14 protein-coding genes are annotated in these 14,887 nt (G+C 68.8%); 7 read left to right on the top strand and 7 right to left on the bottom strand.

Annotated elements, in window-relative coordinates:
- Positions 1 to 10 precede the first annotated feature (10 nt).
- Positions 11 to 1,393 (bottom strand): hypothetical protein, encoded by a 1,383-nt coding sequence (locus AC16DP_RS01930; protein WP_329734456.1) that lies wholly within the window; start codon positions 1,391 to 1,393, stop codon positions 11 to 13.
- 169 nt (positions 1,394 to 1,562) lie between these two features.
- Between AC16DP_RS01930 and AC16DP_RS01925 the strand changes: the two genes are divergently transcribed.
- Positions 1,563 to 2,804 (top strand): OmpA family protein, encoded by a 1,242-nt coding sequence (locus AC16DP_RS01925; RefSeq protein ID WP_329734455.1) that lies wholly within the window; start codon positions 1,563 to 1,565, stop codon positions 2,802 to 2,804.
- On the opposite strand, the gene AC16DP_RS01920 is transcribed toward AC16DP_RS01925, so the two are convergent.
- Positions 2,801 to 3,190 carry an MAPEG family protein gene (locus AC16DP_RS01920; protein WP_329734454.1) on the bottom strand — a complete coding sequence of 130 codons (390 nt, stop codon included), beginning with the start codon at positions 3,188 to 3,190 and terminating at the stop codon, positions 2,801 to 2,803. The two genes, AC16DP_RS01925 and AC16DP_RS01920, sit on opposite strands and share 4 nt — an antisense overlap.
- Positions 3,191 to 3,413: 223 nt before the next feature.
- Between AC16DP_RS01920 and AC16DP_RS01915 the strand changes: the two genes are divergently transcribed.
- Genes AC16DP_RS01915 through AC16DP_RS01905 form a run of 3 tightly spaced genes read left to right on the top strand, consistent with a single transcriptional unit; the run spans position 3,414 to position 5,576 of the window.
- Positions 3,414 to 4,640 carry a cytochrome P450 gene (locus tag AC16DP_RS01915; RefSeq protein ID WP_329734453.1) on the top strand — a complete coding sequence of 409 codons (1,227 nt, stop codon included), beginning with the start codon at positions 3,414 to 3,416 and terminating at the stop codon, positions 4,638 to 4,640.
- Between the two features lie 34 nt (positions 4,641 to 4,674).
- Positions 4,675 to 5,058, top strand: coding sequence for a hypothetical protein (locus AC16DP_RS01910; protein WP_329734452.1), 384 nt, complete (start codon positions 4,675 to 4,677; stop codon positions 5,056 to 5,058).
- 17 nt (positions 5,059 to 5,075) lie between these two features.
- Positions 5,076 to 5,576: a DUF1801 domain-containing protein gene (locus tag AC16DP_RS01905; protein ID WP_329734451.1), complete on the top strand. Its 501-nt coding sequence runs from the start codon at positions 5,076 to 5,078 to the stop codon at positions 5,574 to 5,576.
- On the opposite strand, the gene AC16DP_RS01900 is transcribed toward AC16DP_RS01905, so the two are convergent.
- Together AC16DP_RS01900 and AC16DP_RS01895 are read right to left on the bottom strand one after the other, a co-directional pair.
- The gene (locus AC16DP_RS01900) at positions 5,543 to 5,719 is read right to left on the bottom strand and encodes a hypothetical protein (protein ID WP_329734450.1); all 177 of its coding nucleotides are present in this window, start codon (positions 5,717 to 5,719) and stop codon (positions 5,543 to 5,545) included. The genes AC16DP_RS01905 and AC16DP_RS01900 overlap by 34 nt on opposite strands.
- A gap of 73 nt (positions 5,720 to 5,792) precedes the next feature.
- Entirely contained in the window at positions 5,793 to 8,294 is a 2,502-nt protein-coding gene (locus tag AC16DP_RS01895; protein ID WP_329734449.1) for a lantibiotic dehydratase, read from the bottom strand.
- A gap of 104 nt (positions 8,295 to 8,398) precedes the next feature.
- Here AC16DP_RS01895 and AC16DP_RS01890 point away from each other — a divergent pair, with 104 nt between their 5' ends.
- Positions 8,399 to 9,748 (top strand): hypothetical protein, encoded by a 1,350-nt coding sequence (locus tag AC16DP_RS01890; protein WP_329734448.1) that lies wholly within the window; start codon positions 8,399 to 8,401, stop codon positions 9,746 to 9,748.
- A 62-nt stretch (positions 9,749 to 9,810) separates the two neighbouring features.
- On the opposite strand, the gene AC16DP_RS01885 is transcribed toward AC16DP_RS01890, so the two are convergent.
- Positions 9,811 to 11,091 (bottom strand): hypothetical protein, encoded by a 1,281-nt coding sequence (locus AC16DP_RS01885; RefSeq protein WP_329734447.1) that lies wholly within the window; start codon positions 11,089 to 11,091, stop codon positions 9,811 to 9,813.
- 321 nt (positions 11,092 to 11,412) lie between these two features.
- On the opposite strand from AC16DP_RS01885, the gene AC16DP_RS01880 reads away from it, so the two are divergent.
- Entirely contained in the window at positions 11,413 to 12,366 is a 954-nt protein-coding gene (locus tag AC16DP_RS01880; protein WP_329734446.1) for a CHAP domain-containing protein, read from the top strand.
- Between the two features lie 297 nt (positions 12,367 to 12,663).
- On the opposite strand, the gene AC16DP_RS01875 is transcribed toward AC16DP_RS01880, so the two are convergent.
- On the bottom strand, positions 12,664 to 13,575 hold the full coding sequence (locus tag AC16DP_RS01875) for a hypothetical protein (RefSeq protein WP_329734445.1): 912 nt from the start codon (positions 13,573 to 13,575) through the stop codon (positions 12,664 to 12,666).
- A gap of 269 nt (positions 13,576 to 13,844) precedes the next feature.
- Here AC16DP_RS01875 and AC16DP_RS01870 point away from each other — a divergent pair, with 269 nt between their 5' ends.
- Positions 13,845 to 14,474, top strand: a complete 630-nt coding sequence (locus tag AC16DP_RS01870; RefSeq protein WP_329734528.1) for a HAMP domain-containing sensor histidine kinase — start codon at positions 13,845 to 13,847, stop codon at positions 14,472 to 14,474.
- Between the two features lie 14 nt (positions 14,475 to 14,488).
- Here the strand turns inward: AC16DP_RS01870 and AC16DP_RS01865 are convergent.
- A partial coding sequence (locus tag AC16DP_RS01865; protein ID WP_483956605.1) for a hypothetical protein occupies positions 14,489 to 14,887 on the bottom strand: 399 nt, incomplete at its 5' end.

Raw genomic sequence — 14,887 nt, 5'->3', positions numbered from 1 at the left:
TCTCTCGGGCTCAGTGAAGCGCCTTCACGACGGTGTAGTTGTGGAAGCCGTACCAGGTGTCCCAGGCGAGGGCACCGCACCAGTTGGAGCCACCCGGAGGCGAGCGCACGCAGTCATTGGCGCCCGTGGAGCCGGTGGTGGCATCGAAGCCGTACTTGGCCACGAGGCACGCGTCGCAGATGCCGTCGCCATGCCACGAGTCGGGGCACACCTGGCTCCAGGTCGGGTAGTAGGAGGGGTTGATGAAGGGGTTCCAGCTCGCCGTGCTCGGAATGGTGTAGCCGCTGGAGCGCCCATAGGCGATGAGGCAGTCGGGCTCCATGTAGCCGTTGTTGAGCTGGGTGGTGGTGCAGCCGTACTTCCACACCGTGTTGCCGGTCATGAAGTCCGTGGCGTAGCCGGACGCGTAGTTGTTGCAGGCCTGGGCCGCTTCCGACACGGCGTACTCGGGGGCGTACGTCTGCTGCGAGGGCGCGGGGATGGGGGCGTTGGCCACCTTCTGCGCGATGATGTTGCCGCTGTTGTGGCAGCTGCGGCGCGACTGGTGGTGGTTGAGGCGGCCGTCGTCGATGATGATGTTGCCGAAGTAGCCGGAGCTGTCATTGCCGATGAAGCCGTCCGTGCCGGCGTTGAAGCTGCCCCAGCCGAGCAGCGCCGCCGCCTTGAGGCCAATGGAGTACAGGTAGCCACCGCAGTGCGCGTCACTGGAGAAGAGGTTGGCGTAGACGCGGTTGCCACGCACCACGGAGATGGGCTTGCCACCCACCGAGGTGGCGCCCTGGGTGCCGCCGAAGGTGCCGTTCGAGTTGTACACGCGCATGTTGTCCATGCGCTGCTGCACGACGGCCGGGTTGTTGTAGCTGCCACCGCCGAAGAACTCGACGACGCTGTTGGCGATGTTGAGGAACGAGCCGCTCGTCGTCACCTGGTCCGCCAGCGGCGTGCCCGCCAGATCCGGCGCCGAGAAGATGACCTGGGAGATCTTGCTCGTCACCTGGCTGACGGCGTAGCCCTTGGCGCTCACCGCACCGGTGTGGGCCAGCATGTAGCGCAGCGGGCTCGAGCCGTTGGAGTGGGTGATGACGGTGAAGCTGGAGATGCCGTTGGCGTTCACCCACGGGACGATCTGATCCACGATGGAGCCCCAGCTGCACTGGCTGAAGCCCGCGCAGCTCGCGCCGGGATAGCCGACGATGAGGTAGGGCCGGCCATTGCGCATCGTGTCAATGGAGCTCTGGGTCCAATAGCCGCTGGTGGCCGAGCTGACGGACTGATCGCCGGTGCCGTGAACGAAGACCACGCCCGCGGTGGCATGGGCCTCGCCGCTCACACCGAGCAGCACGGCGCAGGCGGCCACGAGGGCCAGGCCTGCGGACCTGGGAAACAAGTGCATGGAAGAACCTCCTGGAGGCGGGGGGGGTGAAGGAGCCTCTCGAAGTGGCCGAGAATAAGAAGTTATAGCAGGAAGACAGGACGCCTGTCCTCCAACCGGGCTTGTCCGAGAAGTGGGGAGGAGCCGTCCGGCGTGAGATGCTATGCGTCAAAGGCCTGAATTCGCTCCCTTGGACTCCCTGCTGAAGCCCACCGTGGTCTCGTTGGTGCTCTCTGTCGGCGTGGTGCACGCCGCGGAGCCGCCCTCCGTCGACCAGGTGCGCACGGAGCTGGACCGGCAGCTGAGCGAGATGGTCAACACTCCGCCGCCGGAGATGCGGCTGCTCTTCGTGGGGTTGGATCCCACGCAGTACCGGCTCGATGAGGTCCACTTCACGCTGGACGGAGAGCCGCTCCCCACGCCGCCGGTGGAGAAGATCGGCTCGCCGGGGCCGCACGTGCTGGTGACGCGGCAGGTCAAGGATGGGCCGCACACGCTGGTGACCAACGTCGTCTACATGGACGCGTCGTGGAACATGTTCAGCCCGACGTCCGGCCTGCTGTGGAACCTCACCTCCACACTCAACTTCCAGACGCAGAACGGGCTGCGCGTGGACGTGACGGCCACCACCGTGCTGGTCCCGGAGGCGAAGGATCCGCGGCTCAAGGTCAAGCTGGCGCACGGCGTGAACATGGAGATGATCGCCAAGCTCGAGGACGTCGCGCTCCCCGAGCTGCCTCCGCCTCCGCCCCCGGCGAAGAAGGCCGAGGCACCGCGGCCAGCGCCCACTCCGGCCCCCCCGGCACGGCAGCAGAAGGCGAAGCTGCTGGTGCGGGTGCTGTCGAGCCTGAAACCCGTGGCGGCCACCGTCTCGCTGCGCGGGGCCACGGCGCAGCAGGTGTCGCTGAAGAAGGGGGCCCGGGCGCCCGTGCAGGTGGAGGTGGCGCCGGGCGACTACGTGGCGGACGTCCTCGCGCCCGGCCTCCTCGCCCAGACGCGCCGGGTGAGGCTCGAGGGAGGCACCGCGCAGCCCCTGGACTTCGCGCTGGTACGCGCGCCGAAGAAGGCGCTGGCCAAGGACAAGAACGGCCGGGTGGAGCTGCCCAAACCCCTGCGATTCCCCGAGGGAAAGCCCGTTCCCCTGCCGGACAGCGCCAGCCTCTCGCAGCTGGTGGACCTGCTCGTGCGCAACCCCACCTGGCGGCTGCGCATCGAGGGCCACACCCACAACCAGGAGGGTGACGAGGGCGCGCGCAAGCAGCTGTCCGAGGCACGGGCCCGCGCGGTGATGGAGCTGCTCGTGGGCGCGGGCCTGGAGCCATCGCGCCTCGAGACGCAGGGCCTCGCCGACACGCAACCCAAGGCGCCCAACTTCACCGCGCGCGGCCGGGAGCTCAACCGGCGCGTGGAGCTGCTCGTTCTCGAGCGTTAGCCCAGCTGCACCAGCGTGAGCACGTAGAGGGCCACCACCGCCATCATGGCCAGCTTCCAGCTCTGGCTGCGGAGGCCCGGCTTGTCCGCCAGGTAGAAGGCGGCATGGCCGATGCGGAACACGACGAACAGCACCGCCAACAGGGTGATGCGCCCGTGGGGGACGCCGGCCAACCAGGACAGGACGACGGCGGCGGCGAACGGCGGGAAGGCCTCGAAGGCATTGAGCTGGGCGAAGTGGGCCCGCTTGTGCCAGCCGGTGAGGCCCTCGTTGTACTCGCGAGGGCTGGGCAGGTAGTCACCCCTCCGCGTGGAGCTGCGCGCCAGCACCGACAACACGAAGGGCTGCAGCATGGCGAGCAGCACACACAGCACCGTGATGAACATGACACGCTCCTCCCGAGCGCTCGGACTCTACCAGAGCCTCCCACCCCACGGAGCCCCCCCCCGCTCTTCCACTTTGGAAGACCCACCCGGTCGATTCGACCGATACCGCCGGCCCGGGCGCCACCTTCGTGAACCCGCTCTCCTCTGAAACTCCGGAGCGATGAGCGCTGGCCCGCCGTTTGCCCTCCTGGGTTCCGCAACCCCTCACACGAGGAACGGAACCATGAGCCAGCCGCTGAACCTGATGACCCCCGAGGTGAGAGCCAATCCCTATCCGCTGTACGCGGAGCTGCGGCGCGGGCCGGTGTGCCAGGTGGAGCCGGGCGGCATGTGGGCCGTCAGCCGCTACGACGACGTGGTGACCGTGCTCAAGGATCCCCGGCGCTTCTCCTCGGCGGGCCTGGGCCGGAGCTTCCGGCCGCCCTGGTTGGAGCGGAACCCCACGGCGGACTCGCTCGTCATGAAGGATCCACCGGAGCACACGCGCCTGCGGGCCCTCGTCAGCCGGACCTTCAACGGCGCGGCGCTGAGCCGGCTGGAGCCGAGCATCCGCGCCATCGCCGAGGAACTCGCCGACGCCGCCGTGCGCCGCCAGGAGGTGGACTTCATCGCGGAGCTCGCCCTGCCCCTCCCGGCCCGCGTATTGAACCTCTTCTTCGGCCTGGAGCCCGCCATGGCCCCGCGCTTGAAGCACTGGGCGGATGATCTGGTCAGCATCCCCGCCAGCCAGCCCTCGCCCGAGCGCCAGGAGGAGATCCGCCACAGCCTCCAGGAGATGGAGCGCTGCTTCAACGCGCTCATCGAGCAGCGGCGCGCCTGGCCCGGAGAGGATCTCGTGAGCGAGCTGCTCCGCGGTGAGCTGACGCACGAGGAGGTCTTGAGCTTCCTCTTCGGCCTGGTGCCGGCCGGCGTCGAGACCACCGTGTACCTGCTCGCCAACACGATGGTGGTGCTCTCGGAGCATCCGCGGGAGCTGGAGCGCGTGCGCGAGAATCCCGCGCTCATCCCCCGGCTCATCGAGGAGGTGCTCCGCTTCGAGCCACCGGGACAGAGCAGCCTCCGGCTGACGACGGAGGACGTGGAGCTGTCCGGTGTGACGATTCCCCGGGGCTCCCTCGTCGTGGCCCTGGTGGGCGCGGCCATGCGCGACGAGAGCCGCTTCCCCCAGGCGGACCGGTTCCTGCTCGACCGCGACAGCCCGAGCAACCTCGCCTTCGGCCACGGGCCCCACTACTGCCTGGGGGCGATGCTCGCACGGCTGGAGGCACGCCTCGGCCTGGAGGCGCTCTTCTCGCGCATCCGGGGCTTCTCGCTCCAGCGGAAGGAGCTCGACTGGTCGCGGTCGATCATCGCCCGGGGGCCTCGTGCCCTGCCGCTCCGCCTGGAGCCCTCGTCCCTGATCGCTTCACTCGAGAACACCTCGGCCGGCGCCCCTGTACGTTCCGCCTGAAGCCGGGGGCCGGTGGGGTTAGGCTGCACGCCCCATGAACCAGGACCCCGTCACGCTCGTCGCCGCGCTCCGCAACATCCTCGAGGACACGGGGCGCGACTTCTCGTCGATGCCGTTCTTCGTCAGGCCCATGGTGCGCGGTGGCTTCGCCAGACGCACAGGGCAGAGCCTCGAGGAGTGGCAGCGGCTGGCCTCGGCGCTCCACTCCGAGGTGAAGCCGGACACCGGGCCCGCGCAGGTGCGAGAGCGCCACCCGCGGCTGCGCGAGCAACTGGAGCAGCTCGCCGAGAACTACCGCACCGCTCCCGAGCGGGCCTCGAAGGGCATGGGCGCGCTCGCGGGGACGCTCCAGCGCGTCCAGGAGAGCTCCCGGCGCCGCGAGGACGCCGTCCGCGCCCTCCTCTCCTGGCTCGGATGAAAGTGAGATTGAACGCAATGGCCAACAAGACATCCAAGAAGCCGGCGAAGGCAGCAAAGAAGGCCGTCACCAGGCAGGTCGCCGCGAAGGCGGCCAAACCACGCAAGGTGGCCGCGAAGCCGACCCTCCTCGCGGGCGGCAACCCTCAGATCGCGAAGGCCGACGGCGACGCCCCCGTGCAGGCCTACATCGCGGCCATGCCGGGCTGGAAGAGCGACGCCGGGCGCCGCCTCGACGCGCTCATCACACGCACCGTCCCCGGCGTGCGCAAGGCGGTCAAATGGAACTCGCCCTTCTACGGAGTCGAGGGCCAGGGCTGGTTCCTCAGCTTCCATACCTTCACGAAATACATCAAGGTGACGTTCTTCCGCGGCGCGTCGCTTCGCCCTGTCCCTCCCGGCGAGTCCAAGCAAAAGGAAGTGCGCTACCTGGACATCCACGAGGACGATCCGCTCGACGAGGCGCGGTTGGCGAAGTGGATCCGTCAGGCGGCCGCCCTGCCCGGCTGGGTCCCGTAGCGCCCGCGGCGCTGCCCCTGCTCGTGCATCTCGCCCGTGTCATCGAAGGGCTGGTGGCAGCTCGCCACGCCGAGGCAGAAGCGCCGGGGCATCTGCGAGGGCCTCGCGGGAAGTGTCTCGAAACGGCCCTCCGGGCCAAGCATGGCTGGAGCCTGTCCCGCCGGCCGGAGAGCACTCGAGGTGGCGACGTCACTCCACACGCGCTCGAGCAGGCCCTCAGTCCGGCCGCCAGGTCTCCGGGTCCACCGCGACGATGCGGAACTCGCTCGTGTACGTGTGGCCCTCGGCATCCGGCAGCCAGGTGTGATCGATCGCCGGGAGCATCTCGGAGACGAACACCGACTGCGAGCCCTGGAGCATCCGCAGGAAGTTGTCCACGGCGTGGGGGCTCTCCAGGTCCAGGTAGCTGGGCTTGCGCTCCGAGGAGGCCTTGAAGAAGAGGAAGCGGGGCAGACCCCGGTCGCGGGCCCACCGGCGCACGCCGATGAAGCGCTCCACGGTGGTGGGCGCCTGGACGAAGGGCAGCTCGGCCACCTGGAAGCGCCACGCCTCGCGCGCCACCACGAGGCCGTCGAGGGTGACGCGCGGCACATACGGCATCGGGGGCAGCAACGGGAACATGATGGCCGGGAGGATGATCTGCGCCACCTGCATGACGTCCCAGCACCGGGAGCCGTCCCGGGTGCACGACATGAGCCGTCCGTCCACCACCCGCATCACCAGGTCGCTGAGCGCCACCACCTGCGAGCGGGGACGCCAGGAGCGTGAGGCGCCGAACTCGAACACCACGTCCTCGGGGTGATCCGAGAGGGGCGTGACACCGCGGCCGCTGTAGAGGTCGGTCTTCATCACGGCGGGGATGAAGCGCGGCCCCACGTCCTCGGCGATGGCGCCCCGCAGCCGCGCGGGCTCCGGGTGCGAGTCCATGAAGAACTCCTGCTCGAGGGAGTTGACCGCGAAGTGGAGCTCTCCCAGGACGACCTGATAGTCGCCGCGCTGCAGGGCCTCCAGGCTCCTCGCGCTGATCATCAGATCCGGCGAGTGGTAGCGGGACGTGGGCCAGCCGGGATGGGGGGCGGCGAACAGCTCGCGAACGAGGGGCTCGATCGCATCCGAGGTGAGCTCGACCACGCGCTGCCCCTGGGCCTGGGGCAGGCCGAAGACGCGGGCCCAGCGCGCCGGGTAGTCGGCCACCAGGGGCTCGGCGAAGGCGGGGTGCTTGCCATTCTCGGGGAAGAGCTCGGCGGCGGCGGGCCAGAACAGGACGCCCTCCACGGTGTCCGTCCCCAGGCCCTCGCACAGGGAGCGGAAGACTCCGAGCAGGGCCTCATGACACCGGCGGCCGAGCTGGTGGCTGTACCAGCGCCCGCCGAGCATCAGCAGCGAGAGGGGCCGCCGGATGCGGTCGAGCAGCTCGGGACCGAACGTCACGGAGAGGCCCCGGCGGCAGTCCTCGTAGATCATGGTGCGCCCGCCGTACGTCATGCCGGCGTTGCGGGTGGCATCCATGGACGTCAGGCGGCTGAAGCGGCTCTCCACCTCGCCGAGGGCCCGGTCCAACGCGTCCGGGTCTCCGGCCGCGCGGACGACGGCCTCGCGGGCCTCCTCCAGCTCCGAGAGCTGGGCGAGCGCGGTGGAGCGCGCGGCCTCATCGCCCACCCGCTCCAGCAGCTGCCGCAGCACCCGCTCGCGCCCGAGCGCCAGGGTGGGCAGCTCCAGCTCCCAGACGAGGACGCCGCGGGACCGCTGCTCCTCCAGCGCCGCGTAGACGTCCGCCTCCGAGGTGAACAGCCCCTCGGCGATCACCGGGGGGGCGATCTCCCGGGCCAGCCGCTCGCCATTGCACAGCGAGAGCAGGCGCAACACCGTGGGGGACAGCTCGTCGCTGCCCAGGGGCATGTGCAAGGTGCGCCCCTCGATGCGCGCATAGGCCATGAGGCGGGGGGCGAGCCACGGCCGGATGCCGGGCATCTTGGAGAACTTCTGGGCCAGGGCCTCGATGGCCCAGAAGTCGAGGGACACCCGGCGGCCCTCGATGAGCGAGGGGCCGGGCCGGGCCATGACGGAGGGGCCTTCCTCGGAGAAGGTGCCCCAGCCGAGCGGGCCGAAGAAGCCGATGGAGTCGTTCTTGACGGTGTAGCGCTGGAGGTAGTTGGCGACGAGCTGCTCCCGGGTGCGGACCTTGGCGCCACGCTCATCCGGCGGGCTGCGCAGCAACGGCTCGATGGCCGAGTGGAGCGCGGCGCGGTTCTGCCACACGAGGGCCTCGCGGAACCGGCTGTCGCGAGCCTGGGCCCGGAGGACCTCGCCGAGACGGGTGCTCTCGCGCTCGAACAGCGCGTCCAGGCGGGCCCGGGCGGCCTCCAGCTCCGCCAGGCTGGAGCGCAGGGCCTCGAAGCGCGTGCGGGCCTCGTCCCCGGCCTGGAGCTCCTGGGGCAGTCCTCCCCGGGCCAGCCGCTTGATGGCGCCGTTGAGCGCGCGGGCCTCGTCTGGAGGCAGCCCCTGCCGTTCACGGTCGAGGGTGGCGATGAGCGTTTGACGGAGCTCGCGGATGCGCTCCTCGAGCTCCAACCACGCGTCCACCGCCGAGGCGAGCTCCCGGCTGGCGAGCCGCAGCACATCCTCCGCGGGGAAGCCCGCGCCACGAACGCAGAAGTCCTTCCAGAGAGACCAGCCATTCGCGAGGGGCAGCAGATGTCCGGGAGCGTTCGTCGGCATGGTCCGAACTTTCTAGCCTCTCGGGGACAGGGCTGACAACGGGTGCTCCTCCCGCGCTCCCGGGGTAGAACGGCACGGGGGCCACCGTGGTACACACCCCCCTCATGCGCTTCCGTTCACGGCGAGTCGTCGCGTCCTTGTGTCTGTCGGTAGGCTTGTCGCTGCTGTGCGGCACGTCCTCGGCCGCCGAGCCCTCCCCCGGAGACGCGCCCCAGCGGGTGACGCCCGCGGGCGGGCCGTTCAGCATCGAGTTTCCCGCGGCGCCCACCTGCGACGCGAACGCGAACGCGGACGAGCCGGGCTGCCACTATGTGTACCCCGCGGAGGGGTGGGTCCTGAGCGCGTCGCTCTCGCAGGCCGAGTCCTCGAAGCCACCCGCCGCGTCCCTCCAGAAGCATCTGGACACGAGTGCGGAGGAAGGAAGCTTCCGGATCGTCCGCCAGGAGGCCACACACGTCGGCGATCTCCCCGCGCTCGACTACCGCCTCGAGTCCACCGACGAGCCGACCTATCGGACAGTGGGGCGGTTGGTGCTCATCGGCGCGCGGATCGCCGCCATCGAGGTGGGCGGTGAAACGCTGCCCCCCGAGGACGCCATCCAGCGCTTCATGAACACCTTTCGCCTGGAGGGCCCGCCGGGGAAGTCCGAGGCCGTCGCGAGCCTGGCTCCGGAGCCCCAGCCCACCCCGGAGCCCTCCGCTTCGGTCCGGCCCGAGCCCTCTCTTCCCTCCATCACCGCGCGGGTGCAGGCCTCGCTGCTCAAGCCAGGCATGCTCCAGTACCAGAGCATCCAGGAGAAGCTCCCCGGAGAGGGGATGCCCTGGAGCTTCTCCGTGGCGACGGTCAAACGCATCATCCAGCGCAAGCGCGACAAGAAGCGTGACGCGCTCATCATCATCGAGACGGGCCGCACCCAGGCGGGGACGTTCGAGCAGCGCTTCTGGCTCGATGCGAAGACCCTGCTTCCCTACCGGTGGGTGAGCCGGTCTCCCGGTGCCTCGAGGCGGCTGGAAGTCATCGACGGTTTCCTGCGCGCGGAGGGCAAGGGCGCCAGTGCGGTGAAGTTCAACCAGCACGTGGGAGACACGCCGCTCTTGTTCCCGGGTGCGCCGCTGGAGCTGGCCCTCTCCACGCTTCCCCTGGCACCGGGCTTCACCGGGAGCGTCCGGGTGCTCGACCCGGGGGGAATGGAGACGGGAGCGCCCTTCTCCACCTGGCGGGTCTCCGTTCCCTTCGCCGGCCCGGTCTCGGGTCTCGCGAGACTGAAGAAGGACGTCGCGAGCTACAAGGTCGAGCTGCGCGAGTCCACCGGCGAGAAGGAGCCGGAGAAGGCGCCGCGGAAGATGATCCTGTGGATCGAAAGCGAGGCGCGCCGCGTGCTGCAGGTGGAGACCGAGGCCCCCCTGTCGCGAGGCGGTACCCGGAGCGTCCAGACGCTCCAGGCCCAACGTTGAGCCTCGGCCCGCACCTCGTGTGAGCGGGCCGCCGGTGTCGGGTGGAGTCCGGGGGCGGACGCTCAGCCGATCTCGCCCCGGGTCACCTTGAGCATGTTCTGGAAGAAGATGCTCTCCTTCTGGACGAGCTGCCCGTTCTCCTCCTTCAGGTAGACGAGCGAGTCCATCTCCCAGGGGCCCGGCTCGCTGCTGCCGGTGAGGACCTGATCACCGATGAGCCAGTAGTTCTGCGTGGCGTTGGGATCATTGGCCACCGCGCGCATCTGGGCCAGGTTGATGTCGGAGCTGGGCTGCTCCGTCGTGGCGCGATCATGGCGGATGGCGTTGCCGCCCTCGGTGGCCAGCGACTTGATGGGGAAGCCCAGCACCTGCTCCGCCGTGTGCCGCCAGTGCTCCGCCAGGGCGACGCCGTCCCCCTCCTGGCCGGTGCTGTACGGGTGCGTGGCGAGCCAGGAGTTCTTCAGGAGCTCGCCTCCCGAGGCATCGTTGTGCGACTTCATCCTCCACACCAGATCGTTGAACATCTCCTCCTGGTGCGGCCGTCCCGGCGCGAAGGCCGCGAAGCCCACCGCCATCCCAGGAGCCTTCTGCTCGATGAGGGACATGGTCTTCGCCAGATTGTCGGCGTACCGGTTCATGGCCTGCTCGTACTCCTGCTTCTGCGCCTCGGTGGCGTTGGGCGAGTAGCGCGCCTCGAGCTTGGAGAAGAGCTGCTTGCCGCCCTCGTCGTGGTTGGGCTCGTTGTCCAGCTGGATGAGCTTGACGCCCATGTCCTGGAGCTTCTTGGCGGCGTTGGCCATGGACTCCATCTCCGCGTCGGAGAGCTGGTCCATCGTCTTGTTGTAGTCGCTGCCGGGCAGCAGCCGGATGACGGGCTCGATGCCGCGATCCAACAGGGCCTTGATGCTGGCCTGCTGGGCCTCGACGTTCTCGCTGTTGACGATGACCGTGACGAAACCGACGCCGCGCTCCTTCAGCGAATCCGCCACCGCGTTGATGCGGCCCACGTCGGAGTAGGCCGTCGCCGGGCCCCAGTGGACGCCGATCTTCGTGGGGACCGAGACGTTGGGAGCGACCTGGTGGGGCTGGAAGGCGGCGGCATATGCCGGCTTCGGGCGGATGCCATCGGCCGGTGACGGCCGCGCGGCCGCCATCATGTTCAAGGTGGACCGGCGCGGCGCGGAGCTGGACTCGAAGGAGCTGCGCGACGAGTAGCCCGGGGGCGTGTTCGGCTTGGACTCGCTCGGGGCGCGGTGGGTGCGCGGGGTGTCCCCAGTGCCCTGGGACCGGGAACTCGCCGTGTTGGAGGGGGAATGGGAGGACTTGCGCGAAATGAAGCTCATGGAACCATCCGGAGCCTGGGGGAAATCAATGCGATGCCCGGCTCGAGACATATCATCGCATCTTCCCCCTCGCGAGTTGCATGGAAACGGGCGCGCGTAAGGCGCTGTAAGGGCTGTAAGGGAGGATGTAAGGCGTGTAAGGGATGTAAGGACATACGAAGACGCTGGAATCCTTCCATCCGCCCGTTTCTTGAAATTCCCGCGTGTCATCGTGTATGGCTTTTCCCACTCCGACGCCAGACGAGCGCCGGGAAACCCCACCTTCAACGACTCCGTCGGGCCTGGCCGGAACGAGGGCTCCGTATGGAAGGGAGAAGTCCGATGACACGGAATGGATTCATCCGCGCGACGCTGATGGCGGTGCTGCTCGCGGTGGCGGCAGGCTGCGCGGGAGTCGAGGACACGCAGGAGGAGCTGGCAACGCGGGAGGAGCTGGGCACCGGGGAGCAGGAGGCGTGCAGCAGCGCGTGTGGCGCGGTGATGGCGAGCATCGACGGACACGCGGCGTACTCGAACGCGGGGAGCCAGGGGACGGGCTATTCCTGTGTGGGCTATTGCGAGTTCGGCCTGTGTTACCAGTGCGTGGAGCTGGCGCAGCGCTACTTCTACAAGCGCTGGGGCGTGGGCCCGAAGATGTGGCCGGTGGATTACGCGGCGCAGATGTGTGACCGGGCGCCCGCGGGCTCCACGGTGTACCGTCAGGGCAGCGGCTACCAGCCGATGCACGGAGACCTGATGGTGTTCAACTGGAACACGTGGGGCCACGTGGCGGTGGTGGACTCGGTGAGCGGCGGGTACGCCAACGTGGTGGAGCAGAACGCCTCGTGCAGCGGCCGCAACCAGTACGCGCTCTCGCAGGCGAGCTGCTTCATCCACGCCAACAACAACACGTCGGCGCGGGTGGGCTACTGGGCCAGCGGTGCGTACGAGCCGTCCATCGTGGACTGCTACAACCGCAATGGGGGCCAGGCGGCGGCGGGCCTGCCCTTCGACAGCGGTGGCACGGCGTACGTGCACACCTGGGGCGCGGGCGTGACGCAGGACATGACGGGAGGCTACCTCGGCCCCAACATGTGCATGCGCCGCAACGGCTACAGCACGGCGTACATGGTCCGCGGCGGCATCCGTGACGCGTACATGGTCAACGGCGGTGGCGAGGGCTGGCTGGGCTTCCCCACGGGTGACGAGTACTCCGCCAACGGCGCGCCCCGGCAGAACTTCGTGGGTGGCTACATCACCTGGAACGGCAGCGGCTTCCAGGGCTACTCCTACTGAGCCGCCGCTGAGCCCCCGCCCGCCCTCCTGGCGACGTGCTCTACGCGTGCTGGCGCGGCCTGACACGGACCCGCGGGGGCGGGCCTCCACGCAGGACCCTCCCCCTCCTTCCCTCTTCGTCAGGCTTGCTGATGGAATCCTGGCCACGGCCATGGGCCTCTCCATCATTCTGCGCGCTCACCCAGGCCCACTTCTCCCTCATCCAGCGTGCTCGGTAACACAGGAGAGGGGCGCGGCTCAGAGCGGCGGGCAACTTCTAGTGGAAGCGGCGGGAATCGAACCCGCCGCCCGCAACCCCTACTGGATGTACGCGCAGTCGGAGGTGTAGCTGCTCGACACGCCGTAGCAGAACTGCCGATCGTTCGCGTTGGTGATGTCGCGGCAGTTGGAGCCGATCCGGTTCGACATCCCGTAGCAGAACAACTGCGTATTGCGGTCGGTGATGCTGTTGCAATACGTGCCATTCTGGTACGACACCCCGTAGCAGAAGGCTTGCATGTTCGCGTCAGTGATGTCGCGGCAGTTGGACGGGTACTTGATGGACATGCCGTAGCAGGCCAGCTGCATGTTGCGATCCGTCATGGACGTGCAGGGCTGCTGGGAGGCGGTCGCGAGGCCGTAACACATCTGCCGATCATTGAAGTCGCTGATGCTCGCGCAAGAGGCGGAGTTCCTGCCTGCGATTCCATAGCAGCCCTGGCGTTGATCGCTCGCGGACACGTACCGGAACGGATTGCCACCGGAAGCAGGGGGCGCACAGGTCTCGTCCTGGACGTACTGGGACAGCGCGCGGGGACCGGACATCCAGCAATAGGTTTGATTCCCACTGCTGTCGATGACCGCCGGGGAGGCCTTCACCTCGAACAAGTGCGAGCCGCAGGAGATCCCCCCCTGGCTGAAGTACCAGGTGCCGGAGAGACCCATGCGCAACTCGGAGCTGTAGAGGGCGCCATCCACGTAGTAGTCCAGATAGATGGCGTTGGCCCCGCCGGACACCGCCCACCCTCCATTCCCCGCCATCTCGCCCTGGTACGTGCTGATGCCGTAGAAGTCGAGGGCCGAGACGCTCGTGCCGGAGCACATCGCCGCCTCCCGGGTTCCCAGGGGCTCCGTGGGCGCCAACCCGGGCTCGGGGGCAACGCCACAGGCCGCCAGCAACAGTCCAGACAGCACGAGCGAGAACGAGGAGCGAGTCCGGTCTCTCATCATGGGGGTATTCCTCCGAAAACCCGGGTCCAGGGCTTTCCGGGCTCAACGGAAGATATCCATACCACAAGAAGATATTCTTGTAAAACGAGGAATCCTCTCCCCTGCTTCTTCCGCCGATGCGGTGGGTGCGCCCATGGGCCAGAAGTCGTCACCCGGCGGCCAGGGAGGAGCCCCTGCCCACCCGTATCGGTATGGTGACGGCTCCCTCCTGGGGGTCGTCCTCATGCGGCGACGACCGTGCCGATCTCATCGGGCTGCTCGCCGTGCTGATGCTGTTGACGGGCGTCGGGGTGGTGCTCTGGGCCGAGCAGCGCCTCGTCTACCGCCCGATGCAGCTCCTCCAGCGGGCACTGGTGGGCTTCCAGCTCGGCTCCTCCTGGACGCCGGCACCCGAGCTCGGCGCCCGGGAGCTGCGGAACATCGCCCGGGCCTTCAACGACATGGTGGCCCGGCTGGAGCGGCAGCGGGAGGCCCAGGTGAGCTTCCTCGCGGGGGTGGCCCATGATCTGCGCAACCCCATCACCGCCTTGAAGCTGGCCGCGAGCGGGGCCGGCTCCGGGACGATTCCGCCCGAGCGGGCCCTCAACAACCTGCTGAGCAACGCCATCAAGTACTCACCCGAGGGAGGGCCGGTGCGCATCCGCGTCGTGCCGGAGCAGGGGGGTCACCGCATCGAGGTGACGGACTCGGGAGTGGGCATCGCGCCCTCGGAGAAGGAGAGCATCTTCGAGCCCTTCCGCCGGAGCGCTTCCACGCGTGAAACCATCCCCGGCGTGGGGCTCGGGCTGGCGGTGGCGCGGAAGATCCTGGTGGCACACGGCGGCTCGCTGGACGTCGAGAGCGAGCCGGGCAAGGGCTCGACGTTCTCCGTGAGACTGCCCGCTCGCCCCCTCCCCTGAAAGGGCAGCTCGCTCTACTCGACGAGCACCGCGCCGCCGACGTTGTCGTACACCCAGCTGCTGATGCAACCCGCGTCATAGAGGTTCTTCGAATTGACGCAGGTGGATGGAACCAGCGAGGCGCTGGGTCCCGCGCAGTGCGTGTCCCCGGGGTTGCCGTACCACCCCTGGAGCTTCACCTGACGGCCGCTGGCCAGCCGGATGGAGCGGGGACGGAAACCCAGCACATTGCTCGCGCCCAATCCCAGGGCCGGGCCGCACACGCTGTCCATCGCATACGCTCCCAGGGAGCGGATCGCCACGGCCTTGCCGCTGAAATTGTCACCGGAGTAGACGGTGGCGAGCACGCCGGGGTCCGTCTGCGGGGTCGGCACCTTCTCGATGATCACCGCGCCGCCGACGTTGTCGTACAC

This window comes from Archangium sp., assembly GCF_057119385.1.
This window is presented reverse-complemented; position numbering and strand designations above follow the sequence as displayed.